The following is a 16,784-nucleotide window of genomic DNA, read 5'->3' on the forward strand; positions in this document are numbered from 1 at the left end:
TTTTTATGCAAGCAATTAATGATTGTTTTAAAAAAGTAAAAAAAGATTGTTTTAAATTTATCTCTTCTCAAGAAACAAAGAAGGATAAATTTAAAAATAAAGATAAGATGATCAAATCTTTTTTAATACCTGTTAGTTTTTGGATAGCAAAAAAAGTTAATAAAAAAAAACCATTAATGATAGGTTTAGCTGGAGGACAAGGGTCAGGCAAAACAACTATCTCATCAATTTTAACTTTAATTTTAAAAAAATATTTTAAGTTAAATGTTTTTAAAGTTTCTATTGATGATTTTTATAAAACAAGAAAAGACAGAATATTATTGTCTAAAAATAAACACCCTTTATTAATGACAAGAGGAGTACCAGGAACTCACGATGTAGATTTAATGTTAAATTTTTTTAAACAGATTAAAGATAAAAACTTTAAAAGTTTACAAATTCCAACATTTGATAAAGCAATAGATGATAGGTGCCAAAAGAGTTTATGGTATAAAATCAAAACAAAGCCTGATGTGGTTATTTTTGAAGGTTGGTGTGTTGGAGCAAGAGCTCAATCAAGTAGCCAACTTAAAAAACCAATTAACTCACTTGAAAAAGTTTATGATCAAGGAACTAAATGGAGAACCCATGTTAACAATCAATTAAAAACTAAATATAAAACCTTATTCAAACAATTAGATGGATTACTGTATCTAAAGGCTAAAAACTTTAACTTATTAAGAGAATGGAGATTAAAACAGGAGCGAAAGCTCTGGGTTCAAACAAAAAACAAGAAAAACCTAAAGATTATGAGCAGTGGAGATGTGATAAACTTTATGCAGACTTATCAAAGAATTACTCAACAAATGTTTAAAGATGCGATAAAAAGCTCATCAGTTATAATGAATTTAAATAGTAATCATCAGATTGAAAAAATAAAATTTAAAAAATAATGAAAAAAATAATATTAATATCCTTAGCTATTATTCTTTTTAATGGAAAAGCTTTTTCAGTACCTTTATCAAAAGCATTGTTACAAGCGTACAATGAAAACCCAGTATTAAATGCAGAACGTGAAAATATTCAAGTTTCTAGAGAAGATGTAAAAATATCAAGAAGTGAATTTTTACCAAGTGTAACACTGTCAGGTTCTAAGAGCCAAGAAAATACAGAAAAGTTAACTGATGGAACAGGTGCTAATTCATCTTTTACTGATGTCGATCCAAAAACTCAATCAATAAATATTGAGCAAAAATTATTCCAAGGATTTGCAGGTATAGCCAGCATGGAAAAAAGTAAAATTGGATTAACTTTAGCTGAGGCAAAACTTTTAAAAACTGAACAGGAGATTTTGTACCAAGCTATTGAAGCTTATTCAGGTTTAGTTTTTTCTGATGAAAAACTTAAGATTAATCAAGATAACGTTAACCTGTTAAAGAGGCAAGTTGAGACCAATCAAGCAAGATTAGAAAGAGGTCAAATTACTATATCTGATTTAGCACAATCTGAGTCTTCACTTGCAGGTGCGCAAGCACAATTTTTACAAGCAAAAAATGAAACAATTACAGCTAAGCTAACCTATGAAAAAATTATAGGCCCAATTGTAAATACTAATACTTTAAGTAAGAATTCAGATTTAAACTTTGAATTACCAAAAGATTTAAATGAAGCAATTGAAATTTCAAAAACAACTAATCCAAATTTAATTATTTCAAGGTTAGAGTATGAACAATCTGAACAAGATGTAACTATAGCCAGATCTGATCTATCACCGTCTGCATCTTTATCCTTTAATAGTTCAAAATCAGACAATGTAAGTTCAAGTATTGGAGAGCGTGATAAAGAAATATTAAAAGCAACTATTTCATGGCCAATTTTTAATGGTGGAAAAAATACTGCCTCATTAAATAAAAGTAAAAATTTGAAAAATAGAAAAAAATTATTATTAGATAATACCTTAAAAACAAATGATGCAAATATTGCAAGTGCATGGTCAAGCTTTCAAGTATCAAAAAGTTTATTGAATTCAGTTACTGCGCAAGTTAAAGCTGCAGAAACGGCAAACGAAGGAATAACAGTTGAATATGAAACAGGTCTTGGAAGATCTACACTTGATGTTATTCAGTCAAACTCAATTTTATTAAACTCAAAAATAAGCCTAGCAAATTCTGAAAGAAATTATTTACTTTCACAATTTAAACTTCTTCAAGCCATTGGTTTGTTGAATAGTAATTACTTAAAAATACAGTAATTAAGCCATTTTATTATAAAAAAAATAACTATTGAAAATAAGAACAAAATGTGTACATTTAAGAGACGATTCGAACACTAATTATTTAATAAAAAAGGCATAAAATGACTAAAAACAACCTAAAAGTAGTTAAATCTACAAAAGCGCAACAATCAGAAGGCAACGAAAAAAATAAAGCTTTGGACGCAGCAATGAGCCAAATTATCGATAATTTTGGAAAAGGATCGGTAATGAAACTTGGCCAAAGAAGAGCGATGGACGTCGAGTCTGTTTCAACTGGATCATTAAGTTTAGATGTAGCGCTTGGAATAGGAGGCTTACCAAAAGGAAGAGTTATTGAAGTCTATGGACCAGAATCATCTGGTAAAACAACTTTAGCATTGCAAGTATTAGCAGAAGCCCAAAAAGCTGGAGGAATTTGTGCGTTTATAGATGCAGAGCATGCCTTAGATCCAATTTATGCAAAAAAACTTGGTGTAGATACTGAAGAATTATTAATTTCACAACCTGATACTGGCGAACAAGCTTTAGAAATAGCTGATACTTTAGTTAAATCAGGATCGATTTCTGTTATCGTAATTGACTCTGTTGCAGCACTAACACCTAGAGCTGAAATTGAAGGAGAAATGGGAGATCACCATGTAGGACTTCAATCAAGATTAATGAGTCAAGCTTTAAGAAAACTAACAGGTTCAATCTCAAGCACGAACACAATGATGATTTTTATTAACCAAATTAGAATGAAAATTGGAGTTATGTTTGGAAGTCCAGAGACTACATCTGGTGGAAATGCACTTAAGTTTTATTCATCTGTTAGAATGGATATTAGAAGAATTGGTGCCATTAAAAATGGAGATGAAATTATTGGTAACTCAACAAGAGTTAAAGTGGTTAAAAATAAAGTAGCACCACCATTTAAAGTTGTTGAATTTGACCTAATGTACGGCAAAGGTATTAGTAAAGTAGGTGAATTAGTTGACCTTGGTGCAAAAGCTGACATTGTTGAAAAAGCTGGAGCTTGGTATGCTTATAAAGGTGAAAAAATTGGCCAAGGAAGAGAAAATGCTAAAACTTATTTAGAGCAAAATCCTAAAATTGCAGCAGAAATTGAAATGGCAATTAGAGAAAAGGCTGGAGTGATAGCAAAAAAAATTGAAGGTAATCCACTAGATCCAGAAAAAGCAGCAAAAGATCAAATAGAGGAGCCTAAACTGGAAACAAAGGAAGAAGTAACACCTCCATCTAAAAAGAATTAGTTAAAGTCATCTTTAATTATTAAAAGGCGCTTAATTTAAGCGCCTTTTTTCCCTACACTTATCTAGACATCAAATAAAAAAGCTGTATTTTAATTATATGGCTGACAAAACGTTAAATCAAATCAGAACAACTTTTTTAGATTATTTTGAAAAAAATGATCACAAGATTGTCGAATCTAGTAATTTAGTTCCAAATAATGATCCGACATTAATGTTTGCAAATTCAGGAATGGTACAATTTAAAAATGTATTTACTGGATTAGAAAAAAGAGACTATGTAAGAGCAACAACTTCGCAAAAATGTGTAAGGGCAGGTGGTAAGCATAACGACCTTGAAAATGTAGGCTATACACCAAGACACCATACATTTTTTGAAATGCTTGGAAATTTTTCATTTGGAGATTATTTTAAAGAAGAGGCAATTAGTTACGCATGGAATTTAATAACTAAAAAGTTCGGAATTGATAAAAATCGCCTGTATGTAACAGTTTATCATGACGATGAAGAAACATTTAACTTTTGGAAGAAAATAGCTGGTTTTAGTGATGATAGAATAATCAAGATAGCAACGTCAGATAACTTTTGGTCAATGGGTGATACAGGGCCTTGTGGACCATGTTCTGAAATATTTTATGATCACGGTGATCATCTAGAGGGTGGTTTACCTGGCACTAAAAATGAAGATGGTAATAGGTTTATAGAAATATGGAATTTAGTATTCATGCAATATGAGCAAATTTCAAAAGATAAGAGAATAAATTTACCAAAACCATCTGTGGATACGGGTATGGGTCTTGAGAGAATAGCGGCACTATTACAGGGAACACACGATAACTACGAAACAGATCATTTTAAAAAACTAATACTATCTGCATCTGACACATTAAACGTTAAAGTAACTGATGACAATCAATCAAGCTTTAGAGTAATAGCAGATCATTTACGAGCAAGTTCATTTTTATTAGCAGAAGGAGTTTTACCTTCTAATGAAGGAAGAGGTTATGTTCTAAGAAGAATTATGAGACGTGGAATGAGACACTCACATTTACTTGGTTCTAAAAAACCAGTTTTCTATAATATTTTTAAAACGCTTCTAGAAGAAATGTCTAATAATTATCCAGAACTTGAAAGAGCACAATCTTTAATAAAAGAAACATTAAAAACAGAAGAAGAAAAGTTTTTGGTTTTATTAGATAGAGGGATAAAAATATTAAATGATGAGCTAAAGAAAGTAGAAAAGATATTGCCTGGTGAAGTGGCATTTAAGCTTTATGATACATTTGGTTTTCCATTAGATTTAACAGAAGATATTTTGAAAAATAAATCAATGACTGTCGATGGGGAGAAGTTTGATTTATTAATGAAAGAAAGTAAAAAATTAGCAAAAAAAAATTGGAAAGGATCAGGGGATAGTTCGGTAGATCAAATTTGGTTTGATATAAAAGATCGTTTAGGGGCAACTGATTTTTTAGGATATTCTACAGATAAAGCAGAAGGTGTAGTCACTTTAATTCTTAAAAATAATAAAGAGGTTCAAGATCTACAAGAAAACGATGAAGGCATTATAATAACAAATCAAACACCATTTTATGGAGAGTCAGGAGGACAAGTTGCAGATACTGGAATAATCTCTAAAGAGATTTTTGAATTTGAAGTGTCTGATGTTCAAAAAAAATTAGGGGATTTATTTGCTCATTACGGAAAAGTTAAAAAAGGTTCAGTTAAACTAAAAGACAGTGTTGAATTAAAAATAGATACACAGAGAAGAAATAATATTAGAGCTTACCATTCTGCCACTCATTTGTTGCACGAAGCATTAAGAAGGGTTTTGGGTGAGCATGTAACCCAAAAAGGATCTTTAGTTCAATCTGATCGATTAAGATTTGATTTCAGTCACATGAAACCTATTTCAGACGAAGAGATTAGAAAAATTGAACATTATGTAAACTCAATAATTGAAAAAAAGTCAGAGGTGAAAACAAGAATAATGACACCTAAAGAAGCTGTTGAAAATGGTGCCTTAGCTTTATTTGGAGAAAAATATGGCGATGAAGTTAGAGTTTTGTCTATGGGAGATGAAGAAGGTAAATTTTTCTCAACTGAATTATGTGGAGGAACTCACGTTGTAAACACAGCTGATATTGGAAAATTTAAGATTATTAGCCAATCATCTATTGCTGCAGGCGTAAGAAGAGTTGAAGCATTAAGAGATGTGCAGTTAACTGATTTTTTAAAAGAAAAAGAAAACCAATCCAATTTGTCGGATCAAAAAAATGAGGCAGTTATAAAAGAATTAGAGACAAAGATTATTAAATTAGGAGGAAAACCTAATCTTCAAAACAAGGATCAAGTAACTTTAATAAAAGACCTTAATAGACAATTTGATCAACTTTCAGTTATCTCAATATTAAAAGATAAAGATAAAAATAAAATCAACGATCAAACTATTAATGGATTTAAAGTTAGATTTCAAAATATTATGGATTTACCATTTAAGGATTTACGTAAGCTAATCGATGAAGGCAAAAAAGAAATTGGTGAAGGGTTAGTTATAATTTATGCAATCAATGATAATAAAGTTGGCTTAGCTGTAGGTGTTACCAAAACATTAGAAGAAAAGTTTGATGCTGTTAAAATTGTTAGAGCTGGTTCAGAAGTTATTGGGGGTAAAGGCGGTGGTGGCAGAGCTGACTTTGCACAAGCTGGTGGAACTTTGCCAGATAAAATTGAAGAGTCTTTCGAAAATATTAAAAAATTAATTAATTAAGCTTTTTCTTAAGCTGACCATCTAATTCATCTAAAAATTGATTAGTCGTTAGATAATTACTTGAGGGCCCAATTAAAATTGCCAAATCTTTTGTCATTGATCCATTTTCAACACAATCAATACAAACTTTTTCTAATGTAGTTGAAAATTTAATCAAATCTTCATTACCATCTAATTTTCCTCTATGTGCCAAACCTCTAGTCCAAGCAAAAATTGAAGCAATTGGATTTGTAGAAGTCTCTTTACCTTCTTGATGCATTCTGTAGTGTCTAGTTACAGTTCCGTGAGCCGCTTCTGCTTCCATAGTTTTTCCATCTGGTGCAAGAAGAACACTTGTCATTAGCCCTAATGATCCATAACCTTGAGCCACAGTATCAGATTGAACATCTCCATCATAATTCTTACAAGCCCAAATATATTTACCACTCCATTTCATAGCACAAGCAACCATGTCATCAATTAGTCTATGCTCATAAGTAATGTTAAGTTTATCAAAATCAGATTTAAACTCTTTATCAAAAATATCTTGGAAGATATCTTTGAACCTACCATCATAAATTTTTAAAATAGTATTTTTAGTAGAAAGATAAACGGGCCATTTTTTAATTATTCCATAGTTAAAGCAAGATCTTGCAAAGTCTTCTATAGATTTATCTAAATTGTACATCGATAAAGCAATTCCTGGTCCAGGAAAGTTAAAGACCTCATATTTAATTTCATCACTGCCATCTTCTGCAGTCCATTTTATTTCCATTTTACCTTTACCGGGTACTTTAAAATCTGTTGCTCTATATTGATCGCCAAAAGCATGTCTTCCAATAATTAAGGGGTCTGTCCAAGTTGGAACAAGTTTTGGAATATTTTTACAAATTATAGGCTCTCTAAAAACTGTGCCTCCAAGAATATTTCGTATCGTTCCGTTTGGAGATCTCCACATTTTTTTTAATTTAAACTCTTCAACTCGTGCTTCATCCGGAGTAATTGTTGCACATTTTATACCAACACTATGTTCTTTAATTGCGTTAGCAGAATCTATTGTTATTTGATCATCTGTATCGTCACGACTTTTCATACCAAGATCGTAGTATTTAATATCCAAATCTAAATAAGGCAAAATCAGTTTACTTTTGATGAATTCCCAAATGACTCTAGTCATCTCATCACCGTCTAGTTCAACAACTGGATTTTTAACCTTTATTTTAGCCATAAATGAATAATATATATTAGTAATTGTAATTTAGTGCTTTATATACATATTAATAAAAAATTATCAAATAGAAGCTTATGCTAGAGAAAATTTTCCCAAAAATTCATTCTGAAGGTTACAAATTTTTAGCGATAGCTATCATTGTAACAATATTTTTATATGTCCTGAGCACTTTTCTAGGATTAATTGGTCTAGTGTTATCGATATGGGTTTATTATTTTTTTAGAGATCCAGAGCGAATTTCAATAAATGATGAAAACTATCTAACCAGTCCTGCTGACGGTGAAGTTTTGATGGTCCATGAAGTAGATGGTCCAAAAGAATTAGGTTTAGAAGATAGAAAATTTACTAAGATTAGTATCTTTATGAACGTATTTGACTGTCACGTAAATCGAACTCCTTGTGAAGGTAAAATTTCAGAAATACTTTATAAGCCTGGAAAATTTTTAAATGCATCACTTGATAAAGCAAGTGAAGACAATGAAAGAAACTATTACAAGATAACAAATACTCATGGCGAAGAAATAATAGTTGTTCAAATCGCCGGTTTAATTGCCAGAAGAATTGTTTGCGAATCTTCAAAGGATCAACAATTACAACAAGGTGAAAGAATTGGTATGATTAGATTTGGAAGTAGAGCTGACGTTTATTTTGAGAATTATGAATCGTTAGTTAAAGTTGGACAAAAAACAATTGCTGGTGAAACACTATTAGCTAAAAAGTAGCTTATGGAACAACCAAAAAATAATTTTAAAATAGTATCAGATAAAAAAGCTAGAATGCTTTTGCCTAATGCACTGACATTAATAAATGTGTGTATTGGATTAAGTTCCATTAAATTTGCATTAGATGAAAAGTTTGAATTATCTATTATAGCTATTATTTTTGCCGCAATTTTTGATGCATTAGATGGCAGAGTTGCAAGGATGTTAAAAGGAACTTCTTTAGTTGGAAAAGAATTAGACTCATTAGCAGATTTAATTAGCTTTGGAGTAGCTCCAGCTTTTATAATGTATTTTTGGTCTTTAAATAATTTAGGTAAATTTGGCTGGTTACTCACAATGATTTTTGTAGTTTGTGTTGCTCTTAGACTTGCAAGATTTAATGTAAGTTCAAACTCTGAGCCATCATGGAAAGATAATTACTTTGAGGGTGTGCCGTCACCTGCAGGTGGAATTTTGGTATTGATGCCTTTAATATTAAGTCTAAGCGAAATAAATTTAGTCAAAATTAATTACGATATAGTAGTACCAATACTGTTTATTTTGATATCATTTTTATTGATCAGTAAAGTACCTACATTTGCATTTAAAAAAATTTCTATTCCTCGTCACTTGACAATTTTTGCATTGTTTGGTGTTGTTTTATTTTTTGGACTTCTGTTAATATACACATTTAAAGTTTTGGTAATTTGTGGATTAATCTATATTTGCTTAATACCGATTGGTTACTTTAGTTATCAAAAAATTTATAAACAGAAAATTTTAAATGGTGAAAGTGACACTAAAGAAGACCTTGAAGACATTCTATAGATGAAAAAAAATGTAATTGTATCTCTGGCAGACTCAAATTACTTTGAATTACTTAATGAATTGGTCGATTCTATTAAAAGTTTTGAACAAAGCAAAGATACAGCAATTTGCATTTTAGATGCAGGTTTATCCGAGCAACAAAGAAATATATTATCTAAAAAAGTAGATGAAATTAAATCAGCTGAATGGGATATTGATGTTCCAGCATTTAAAGTTAAAGGAAGAGAATGGCTAAAGAGTCAGGTATCTAGAGCTTTCTTACCAAAATATTTTCCTAGTTATGAAAAATTCTTATGGATAGATTGTGACGCTTGGGTAGGGGATTGGAATTCAATAGAGCTTTATTTTAAGGCCTGTGAAAATGGAAAATTAGGAATTACTCAAACCTTTACACCAGGATATAAAATAATGTCTAAAGTTAAATGGATATTTGGACAATTAGCAATAATTAAATCTCAAAATTTTAAACATGCAATAAAGTCAAAAATTGGAATAGATAAAGCGCGGAAGCTTGCTTTTGCTCCACATATTAATATTGGTGTTTTTTCCTTAGAAAAAAATTCAGATGGCTGGACGACTTGGCAAAAAAATTTAGAACAAACACTTAAAGCTGGAAATATTTTTGGTTCAGAACAATTGGCTATTAACATGTCAGTTTACATTGACGATTTAGAAACAGAGTTCCTACCTCATAATTGCAATTGGTTAGTTAGTAATCTTTTACCAAAATTTAATGAAAAAGAAAAAAGCTTTGTGGAGCCTTACTTGCCCAATCATAAACTGGGTATAATACATCTTGCATCAGGTATTTGGGATGGAGATAAAGACATGAGATTACATAGAGAAGTAAAGATAGATATAAAAACTTTAGAGGGTAAAATTTTATTAAAAAGCTTAAGGTTTGGTCGTTAATTGAAAAAAAATAGAATTTCTAAAAACTGGATTAATAAACAAAAAAGAGATATTTATGTTAGACAATCTCAGGTAGACGGGTATCGAGCCAGATCAGCATATAAATTAATAGAAATAGATGAAAAATTTAAGATATTTAAAAATGGAATATCTGTAATCGATTTAGGGGCATCACCTGGTAGCTGGTCTCAATATATTTCAAGAACAGTAAAAAGTGGAAGGTTGGTTTCAATCGACTTAAAAGGTATGGAAGAAATTGAGAATACAATCCAAATCAAAGGTGATTTTACTGATTTAGAATCTCAAGAAAAAATAAAAGCTTTATTCAAATCAAAAGTGGATGTTGTTGTCTCTGATATGGCTGTAAATACAACGGGTATAAAAGATATAGATGCAATTTATACTGGTGAACTTGCAATGGAGGCTATGAATTTTTCCAAAGAAATGTTGGTTAAAGAAGGACGATTTGTCTCTAAGATTTTTCTAGGCTCATCATTTAACGAAATTGTTGCTTTGGGCAAAAAATTATTTAAAGAAGTGAAGGTGTTTAAACCCAAGTCTAGCAGAAAAGAATCTAAGGAAAGTTTTATTATTTGTAAAATCTTAAGATAGGGACTTTTTTTTTGAGGGGAATCATATATAAATGATTATGGATCCTATAAAAGAAGCTCTCACTTTTGACGATGTTACAATGGCACCAAAATACTCAGAAGTTTTACCTTCTGAAGTTGATACCAGCACTAAATTATCATCTAATTTAACATTAAAAATACCTTTATTATCCTCTGCAATGGATACAGTTACTGAGAGTAAAATGGCTATAGCAATAGCTAAAGCAGGAGGCATTGGTGTAATTCATAGAAATTTGGATATTAAAAAACAAGTTGAAGAAATTAAAAAAGTTAAAAAATTAAACTTATTAGTTGGTGCGGCAGTTGGAGCTGGTCCTTTAGAACTTAAAAGAGCAAAAGCAATTTTAAAAGAAAAAGTTGATTTAATTGTTGTGGATACAGCTCATGGACATAGCAAAAAAGTAGCTGAAATTATTAAAGCTATAAAAAAATTAAAAACAAACAAAACAACTCTATGTGCTGGAAATATTGCAACAGCTGAAGCAGCAAAATTTTTAATAAAATTAGGAGTAGATATTATTAAAGTTGGAATAGGGCCAGGATCAATTTGTACAACTAGGCTAGTCGCAGGCATTGGTGTACCACAATTAAGTGCGATCCTTGCAGTTAAAAAAGGTGTTAAAAACAATAAAGTAAAAATAATTTCAGATGGTGGAATTAAATATTCAGGTGATTTAGCTAAAGCATTGTCAGCAGGTGCCGATGCTATAATGATTGGATCTTTGTTTGCAGGAAGCTTAGAAACACCTGGAAAACTAATTAAAAAAAATGGTAAGTTATTTAAAAGTTTTAGAGGAATGGGATCAGTTGGTGCGATGAATAAAGGATCAGCTGATAGATATTTTCAAACCAAACAAAAAGATATATCTAAATATGTTCCAGAAGGAGTAGAAGGTTTTGTGAAATATAAAGGTGATGTGAAAAGTATAATTTATAAATTAATTGGAGGATTAAAATCATCTATGGGATATCTAGGTGCAAAAAAAGTACCAAACCTTAAAAATAAACCAAATTTTGTAAAAATAACTAAGGCTGGTTTTTATGAAAGTATGGTTCATAATGTTGATCAAGTTAAAAATGAGAGCAAGTATTAATGAGAACAATAAATAAATTAATAATTGTCCTATTTATAATTTTAAATTTTGGAAGTTCTTCTTTTGCAGAAAATAACTTTTTTGAAGAAGGAAAAAATAAATACGATGAACAAAAATATGAAGAATCTAAATTTTTATTTCAAAGAAGTATTGTTTTTAACCCTAAGGACAAAGATTCATATTTGTATTTAGCAAAAATTTATAATTTTGAAGAGAACAAAAGAGAAGAACAAAAAAATATAGATACAGTGTTATTACTTGATCCAAAAAATGAAGAAGCAAACTACATGCTTATGGAAATAGAGTTAAAAAGATCTAATTATTCCAAAGTAAAAGAACTAGCAGATAATTTTTCAAAAATTTGCAATAAATTGTGTGATAAGAAAAATTCTATTTTAGAATCCTTAAAGAATTTGGAACCTAAAAATGAGTCTTAGTAATAATTTAAGTAAAATCTTAATAATCGATTTTGGTTCTCAATTTACACAATTAATTGCAAGAAGAGTAAGGGAATTAGGGGTTTTTTCAGAAATTGTAAGTCATAAAAAAATAAAAATAGCTCAAATTACAAAAGATAATATTGCTGGAATAATACTGTCTGGTGGGCCTCTTAATGTTTATGAAAATGATAAATTTAAATTTGATAAGAAGATATTAAAACTTGGAATTCCAATCCTGGGTATATGTTTTGGACATCAGATATTGTCAAAACTATTAGGTGGCAAAGTTAAAAAATCAAAACATAGAGAATTTGGTTTAGCCACTATAAACAAAGTATCCAATAGTACTTTAACTAAGAATTTTTTTAATAAAAATAATAGAAGTGATGTTTGGATGAGCCATGCTGATCAAGTATCAAAAATGCCAAAAAATTTTAAAATTATAGCTTCTACAAAAAACTCTAAATTAACAATTATTGAAAATATTAAAGAAAATTTTTATGGTGTACAATTTCACCCTGAAGTAACACACACTAATAAAGGTAAAATTTTATTAAGAAATTTTGTTTTTCTTATTTGTAAAATTAAAAAAAACTGGTCATCAAAAGATCAAAAATTAAAATTAATTAATGAAATTAAAGACCAAGTAGGTGACAACAAAGTAATTTGTGGATTGTCGGGTGGTGTGGATAGTAGTGTGGTTGCACAATTATTAAGCAAAGCAATTGGAAAAAATTTAACTTGTATTTTTGTTAATAACGGTCTCTTAAGAAAAAATGAAGAAATACAAGTAGTTAATACTTTTAAGAAAAAATTAAAAATTAATTTGATTTATGTTAATGCTGAAAAGGAATTTATTAGAAAATTAACAAATGTATCTGATCCTGAAAAAAAACGAAAAATCATTGGTAATCTATTTATTAAAATATTTGAAAGATATGCAAATAGAATTAAGAATGTTAAATTTCTTGCTCAGGGCACTCTTTATCCAGACTTAATTGAAAGTAAATCTGTGACCGGTAGTCAAACTTCAAAAATAAAATCACATCACAATGTAGGGGGCCTTCCTAAAAGAATGAAATTAAAATTAGTAGAACCTCTTAAATTTTTATTTAAAGATGAAGTTAGAAAATTAGGATTAGAACTTAATTTATCTAATGACATAATCTCTAGACATCCATTTCCCGGTCCTGGTCTAGCTATTAGAATGCCTGGTATTATAACCAATGAAAAAATTAAAATTTTAAAAGAGGCTGATTTCTATTTTATAAAAGCTTTAAGAGAGCATGGGTTATATGATAAAATTTGGCAAGCATATGCTGCACTCCTACCAGTAAAAACTGTGGGTGTTATGGGTGATAATCGAACTTACGAACATATTTGTTTGTTAAGAGCAATTACCTCTGAAGATGGAATGACTGCTGATTTTTTTGATTTCCCTAAGGGTTTTATGCAATCAATCTCTAATCAAATTATTAATAATATTAGAGGTATAAACAGAGTTGTTTATGATGTTACTTCAAAACCACCTAGTACCATTGAATTAGAGTAATACTTTACTATAGAGTACATAATATTATGAAATATTTACACACCATGATCAGAATCTCAGACGTGGAAAAATCATTAGATTTCTACTGTAAGGGATTAGGTTTAATTGAAACTAGAAGAATAGAAAATGAGCAAGGTAGATTTACCTTAATTTTTCTAGCAGCACCTGGCGATGAAAAAGCCGAACTAGAGCTAACCTACAATTGGGATGGTGATGAGTTAGGTGATGGATCTCGTAATTTTGGTCACTTAGCATACCGTGTTGAAAATATTTATCAAACTTGTGAGAGACTTCAAGATATGGGATATACAATTAATAGACCACCTAGAGATGGTCATATGGCATTTGTCAGATCTCCAGACAATATTTCTATAGAAATCTTACAAGAGGGTAATTTAGAAATTAAAGAACCTTGGGCCTCAATGAAAAATGAAGGTGTTTGGTAAAAAATGAATAAAAAAATCTTAAACTTTATTAAAAAAAAAAATAAAACTAAAATTATAAGTCTTACTGCTTACTCTAAAAATATAGCATCAATAATAGATAGACACTGTGACCTTGTATTGGTAGGCGACTCCCTTGGCTCTGTACTTTATAGTTTTTCTTCTACAAAAAAAGTGACATTGGATATGATGATTGAACATTCTAAAAGTGTAAGAATGGGTGTTAAAAAAAGTTTAATGGTAGTAGACATGCCTCATAATACTTACCGTAACTCAAAGGAAGCCTTAAGTAATGCAAAAAAAATAATCTCTACAACGAGGTGTGATGCAATCAAGCTTGAGGGGGGTAAAAAAGTAATTCAAATAATTAAAACTTTAATTAAGAATAAAATTCCAGTGATGGGACATCTTGGTGTTCTGCCACAATCTGCAACAAATTTTAAATTTAAAGGAAAAGAAATAGCAGAAAGAAAAATTATTTTAAGAGATTCTAAACTTTTAGAAGATGCTGGTGTATTTTCAATAGTTTTAGAGTGTGTTGAAAGCTCATTAGCAAAAGAAATTACTAAAACTGTTAAAGTTCCTACAATTGGAATTGGGGCATCAGTACATTGTGATGGTCAAGTTTTAGTTACTGACGACTTGATAGGTCTGAATAAAATTAAAGCTAGATTTGTGAAAAGGTATTCAAATATTGAAAAACAAATAAATGATGCTGCACTAAAGTTTAAGAAAGATGTAATTAGAAGTAAGTTTCCTACTAAAAAACATTCATACTAAATTAAAAATATTGTTTGAATGTTTCGTTAATTGATAAGACGCCATAATCATTTAAACCACCAATTATTAGTTGAAGAGCTACAATTAAAATAAAACCTAACCCTACATAGGCTATCCATAAGTTTTTTTGAATATAATTAGCTAAATAAGTAGCTAATGCTCCAGTTAATACTACAGATAAAACAAGACCAAATATCATGAAACCAAAATGACCTTTTGCAGCACCAACTACCCCAATAACGTTATCAAAACTTATTGTAATATCTGCAAATAAAACTTTATAAATACTTTTTACAAATGAAGGTTCTGTTGATTTTTTTACTGGTGATTTAATCTTATTCTTCATTTCAACTAAATCTTTCCTTAAATCATTAACAATCCAAATTAGAAGTAGTCCACCTAAAATTTTAATATAATAAAATTCAAATAAGTAAGTAGCAAAAAGAGCAAAAATAATTTTAAAAACTAAAGCTCCAGCTACACCCCAGAGAATTATTTGCTTTCTATTTTTTGGTACAAAGTTAGCAGCAATTAATCCAATGATAATAGCATTATCAGCTGCTAAGATGATATCAATAAAGATGATTTGAGTTAAAATTATGAATTCTTCGATCAAGATTTTTTTATAATATTAAATAATTATTTTAATTCAATGTTTTAATATTTAGACTTCTTTGAACCGTCGATAATTTCTTTTAGCTCCTCATATTCTTCACAATTACAAGTTTTTAAAACTTCTAATCTTTCTTTAGCCATATCCAGTCTATTTGTAGCCACGTAAAGTTCACCAAGGTACTCATTTATTCCATTATGATTGGGATCAATTTGCAGACCTAGAAGGTAAAATTTTTCACCTTTTTCATAATCTCCAAGTTTTCTAGTTGTGAAACCTAAATAATTTAAAGTATCAGCTTGAAGTGGTTTTTTTTCATTAGATTTTATAAGAAGCGTTTGCGCTTTGGCATATTTTTTTTGTGCTTTTTCAATTTTACCTTTTTTTTCATCTTTTTTAGCAGCTTTAATTAAATTTTTTGCTTTGGTATAATTTGAAGAACCATCAGTGGAATCTGTACCAGCTGAAAAAGAATTATTAGTGAGTGCTATAATTATTAGTAAAGTATAAATAAGTTTTTTCATATTTTAATTAAATTTATCCATTTTATTTAAAGGTTTTAGTTCTAAGCCATTATCAACTAAATTATCTCTGATAGATTTTGCAGTTGCCAATGAGCTTTCATTATCACCATGTATACAAACCGAGTCAATCTCACAAGGTATCTGTTTACCACTGAGACAATTTATTGCCTGATTTTTAACCATGTTCAACACATGGTTTTTTGCTAATTGAGGGTCAGTGATTAAAGCGTTTGGTTTACTTCTAGAAATTAAATTTCCATTATCTTCATAATTTCTATCTGCAAAAATTTCACAAGCTATTTTCAAACCATTTTTCTTAGCAGCAACTTCCATTTGTGAACCCGTTGGTACCAGATAAATAATATCTTTATTAATCTCTTTAATGGCCACAGCTAGAGTTGTGGCTAATTCCAGGTCTTCACAAGCCATATTATTAAGAGCTCCATGGGGTTTAATATGAGTAACATTTTCATTATATTTCTGAGCAATTTTTTGTAATATTTCATATTGATCGAAAATTAGTTTTTTTATTTCTAAGGAACTTAAATTCATTCTTTTTCTTCCAAAGTTTTCAGGATCTTTAAATGATGGATGGGCACCCAAGCTAACACCATTTCTTTTTGAAATTTGAATAACCATCTCCATTGTTTGTTCATCACCTGCATGGTAACCACATGCAATGTTGGCAGAATTTACAATATTGAGTAATTCTGGATCATTCTCGATAGAATGAAACTTAGATTTTTCTCCTAAATCACAATTGATATTAATTTCCATACTCTTTACTCTCTAGTATAACATG

General features: G+C 29.7%; 17 protein-coding genes. 13 read left to right on the forward strand and 4 right to left on the reverse strand.

Features of this window, described 5'->3' with window-relative positions; all coding sequences use genetic code 11:
- Positions 1–5: 5 nt before the first annotated feature.
- The 4 genes from AC5SLY_RS01245 to alaS all read left to right on the forward strand — a co-directional run bounded on the left by AC5SLY_RS01245 (position 6) and on the right by alaS (position 6,253).
- Positions 6–932: a uridine kinase gene (locus tag AC5SLY_RS01245; protein ID WP_494598954.1), complete on the forward strand. Its 927-nt coding sequence runs from the start codon at positions 6–8 to the stop codon at positions 930–932.
- A complete protein-coding gene (locus AC5SLY_RS01250; protein ID WP_494598955.1) occupies positions 932–2,230 on the forward strand; it encodes a TolC family outer membrane protein in 1,299 nt (432 codons plus the stop codon). The genes AC5SLY_RS01245 and AC5SLY_RS01250 overlap by 1 nt, the downstream gene beginning before the upstream one ends.
- Before the next feature lie 104 nt (positions 2,231–2,334).
- Complete coding sequence (gene recA / locus AC5SLY_RS01255) at positions 2,335–3,486, forward strand: recombinase RecA (protein WP_494598956.1); 1,152 nt, start codon at positions 2,335–2,337, stop codon at positions 3,484–3,486.
- A 97-nt stretch (positions 3,487–3,583) separates the two neighbouring features.
- Entirely contained in the window at positions 3,584–6,253 is a 2,670-nt protein-coding gene (gene alaS / locus AC5SLY_RS01260) for an alanine--tRNA ligase (protein ID WP_494598957.1), read from the forward strand.
- Here alaS and AC5SLY_RS01265 read toward each other — a convergent pair.
- Entirely contained in the window at positions 6,246–7,460 is a 1,215-nt protein-coding gene (locus AC5SLY_RS01265) for an NADP-dependent isocitrate dehydrogenase (protein WP_006997261.1), read from the reverse strand. The two genes, alaS and AC5SLY_RS01265, sit on opposite strands and share 8 nt — an antisense overlap.
- 77 nt (positions 7,461–7,537) lie before the next feature.
- On the opposite strand from AC5SLY_RS01265, the gene AC5SLY_RS01270 reads away from it, so the two are divergent.
- From AC5SLY_RS01270 to panB, 9 genes are read left to right on the forward strand one after another with little or no spacing between them, the layout of a single operon-like run.
- On the forward strand, positions 7,538–8,185 hold the full coding sequence (locus tag AC5SLY_RS01270) for a phosphatidylserine decarboxylase (protein WP_011281835.1): 648 nt from the start codon (positions 7,538–7,540) through the stop codon (positions 8,183–8,185).
- A 3-nt stretch (positions 8,186–8,188) separates the two neighbouring features.
- Complete coding sequence (pssA, locus tag AC5SLY_RS01275) at positions 8,189–8,992, forward strand: CDP-diacylglycerol--serine O-phosphatidyltransferase (RefSeq protein WP_018413920.1); 804 nt, start codon at positions 8,189–8,191, stop codon at positions 8,990–8,992.
- Positions 8,993–9,904: a glycosyltransferase gene (locus AC5SLY_RS01280; protein ID WP_011281836.1), complete on the forward strand. Its 912-nt coding sequence runs from the start codon at positions 8,993–8,995 to the stop codon at positions 9,902–9,904. It abuts the gene before it with no gap.
- Positions 9,905–10,516, forward strand: coding sequence for an RlmE family RNA methyltransferase (locus tag AC5SLY_RS01285; protein ID WP_006997257.1), 612 nt, complete (start codon positions 9,905–9,907; stop codon positions 10,514–10,516).
- Positions 10,517–10,553: 37 nt separating this feature from the next.
- The gene (gene guaB / locus AC5SLY_RS01290) at positions 10,554–11,630 is read left to right on the forward strand and encodes an IMP dehydrogenase (RefSeq protein ID WP_011281837.1); all 1,077 of its coding nucleotides are present in this window, start codon (positions 10,554–10,556) and stop codon (positions 11,628–11,630) included.
- Entirely contained in the window at positions 11,630–12,067 is a 438-nt protein-coding gene (locus AC5SLY_RS01295; protein ID WP_006997255.1) for a tetratricopeptide repeat protein, read from the forward strand. The genes guaB and AC5SLY_RS01295 overlap by 1 nt, the downstream gene beginning before the upstream one ends.
- Positions 12,057–13,622, forward strand: a complete 1,566-nt coding sequence (gene guaA / locus AC5SLY_RS01300; protein ID WP_011281838.1) for a glutamine-hydrolyzing GMP synthase — start codon at positions 12,057–12,059, stop codon at positions 13,620–13,622. Before AC5SLY_RS01295 ends, guaA begins: the two co-directional genes overlap by 11 nt.
- Positions 13,623–13,648: 26 nt before the next feature.
- A complete protein-coding gene (locus AC5SLY_RS01305; protein ID WP_027306692.1) occupies positions 13,649–14,068 on the forward strand; it encodes a VOC family protein in 420 nt (139 codons plus the stop codon).
- 3 nt (positions 14,069–14,071) lie between these two features.
- A complete protein-coding gene (panB, locus tag AC5SLY_RS01310) occupies positions 14,072–14,845 on the forward strand; it encodes a 3-methyl-2-oxobutanoate hydroxymethyltransferase (RefSeq protein WP_494587460.1) in 774 nt (257 codons plus the stop codon).
- Position 14,846: 1 nt separating this feature from the next.
- On the opposite strand, the gene AC5SLY_RS01315 is transcribed toward panB, so the two are convergent.
- Genes AC5SLY_RS01315 through AC5SLY_RS01325 form a run of 3 tightly spaced genes read right to left on the reverse strand, consistent with a single transcriptional unit; the run spans position 14,847 to position 16,759 of the window.
- Positions 14,847–15,461, reverse strand: coding sequence for a YjbE family putative metal transport protein (locus tag AC5SLY_RS01315; RefSeq protein WP_006997251.1), 615 nt, complete (start codon positions 15,459–15,461; stop codon positions 14,847–14,849).
- A gap of 41 nt (positions 15,462–15,502) precedes the next feature.
- Positions 15,503–15,982 (reverse strand): tetratricopeptide repeat protein, encoded by a 480-nt coding sequence (locus AC5SLY_RS01320; RefSeq protein WP_494598958.1) that lies wholly within the window; start codon positions 15,980–15,982, stop codon positions 15,503–15,505.
- Between the two features lie 3 nt (positions 15,983–15,985).
- Positions 15,986–16,759 carry a 5-oxoprolinase subunit PxpA gene (locus AC5SLY_RS01325; protein ID WP_271626814.1) on the reverse strand — a complete coding sequence of 258 codons (774 nt, stop codon included), beginning with the start codon at positions 16,757–16,759 and terminating at the stop codon, positions 15,986–15,988.
- Positions 16,760–16,784 lie beyond the last annotated feature (25 nt).

It is taken from the genome of Candidatus Pelagibacter sp. PS_23 (assembly GCF_059417905.1).

Coding starts and splice junctions, on each gene's coding strand:
- AC5SLY_RS01245 (WP_494598954.1), top strand. CDS start 6: ATGCAAGCAATTAATGATTGTTTTAAAAAAGTAAAAAAAGATTGTTTT.
- AC5SLY_RS01250 (WP_494598955.1), top strand. CDS start 932: ATGAAAAAAATAATATTAATATCCTTAGCTATTATTCTTTTTAATGGA.
- recA (WP_494598956.1), top strand. CDS start 2,335: ATGACTAAAAACAACCTAAAAGTAGTTAAATCTACAAAAGCGCAACAA.
- alaS (WP_494598957.1), top strand. CDS start 3,584: ATGGCTGACAAAACGTTAAATCAAATCAGAACAACTTTTTTAGATTAT.
- AC5SLY_RS01265 (WP_006997261.1), bottom strand. CDS start 7,460: ATGGCTAAAATAAAGGTTAAAAATCCAGTTGTTGAACTAGACGGTGAT.
- AC5SLY_RS01270 (WP_011281835.1), top strand. CDS start 7,538: ATGCTAGAGAAAATTTTCCCAAAAATTCATTCTGAAGGTTACAAATTT.
- pssA (WP_018413920.1), top strand. CDS start 8,189: ATGGAACAACCAAAAAATAATTTTAAAATAGTATCAGATAAAAAAGCT.
- AC5SLY_RS01280 (WP_011281836.1), top strand. CDS start 8,993: ATGAAAAAAAATGTAATTGTATCTCTGGCAGACTCAAATTACTTTGAA.
- guaB (WP_011281837.1), top strand. CDS start 10,554: ATGGATCCTATAAAAGAAGCTCTCACTTTTGACGATGTTACAATGGCA.
- AC5SLY_RS01295 (WP_006997255.1), top strand. CDS start 11,630: ATGAGAACAATAAATAAATTAATAATTGTCCTATTTATAATTTTAAAT.
- guaA (WP_011281838.1), top strand. CDS start 12,057: ATGAGTCTTAGTAATAATTTAAGTAAAATCTTAATAATCGATTTTGGT.
- AC5SLY_RS01305 (WP_027306692.1), top strand. CDS start 13,649: ATGAAATATTTACACACCATGATCAGAATCTCAGACGTGGAAAAATCA.
- panB (WP_494587460.1), top strand. CDS start 14,072: ATGAATAAAAAAATCTTAAACTTTATTAAAAAAAAAAATAAAACTAAA.
- AC5SLY_RS01320 (WP_494598958.1), bottom strand. CDS start 15,982: ATGAAAAAACTTATTTATACTTTACTAATAATTATAGCACTCACTAAT.
- AC5SLY_RS01325 (WP_271626814.1), bottom strand. CDS start 16,759: ATGGAAATTAATATCAATTGTGATTTAGGAGAAAAATCTAAGTTTCAT.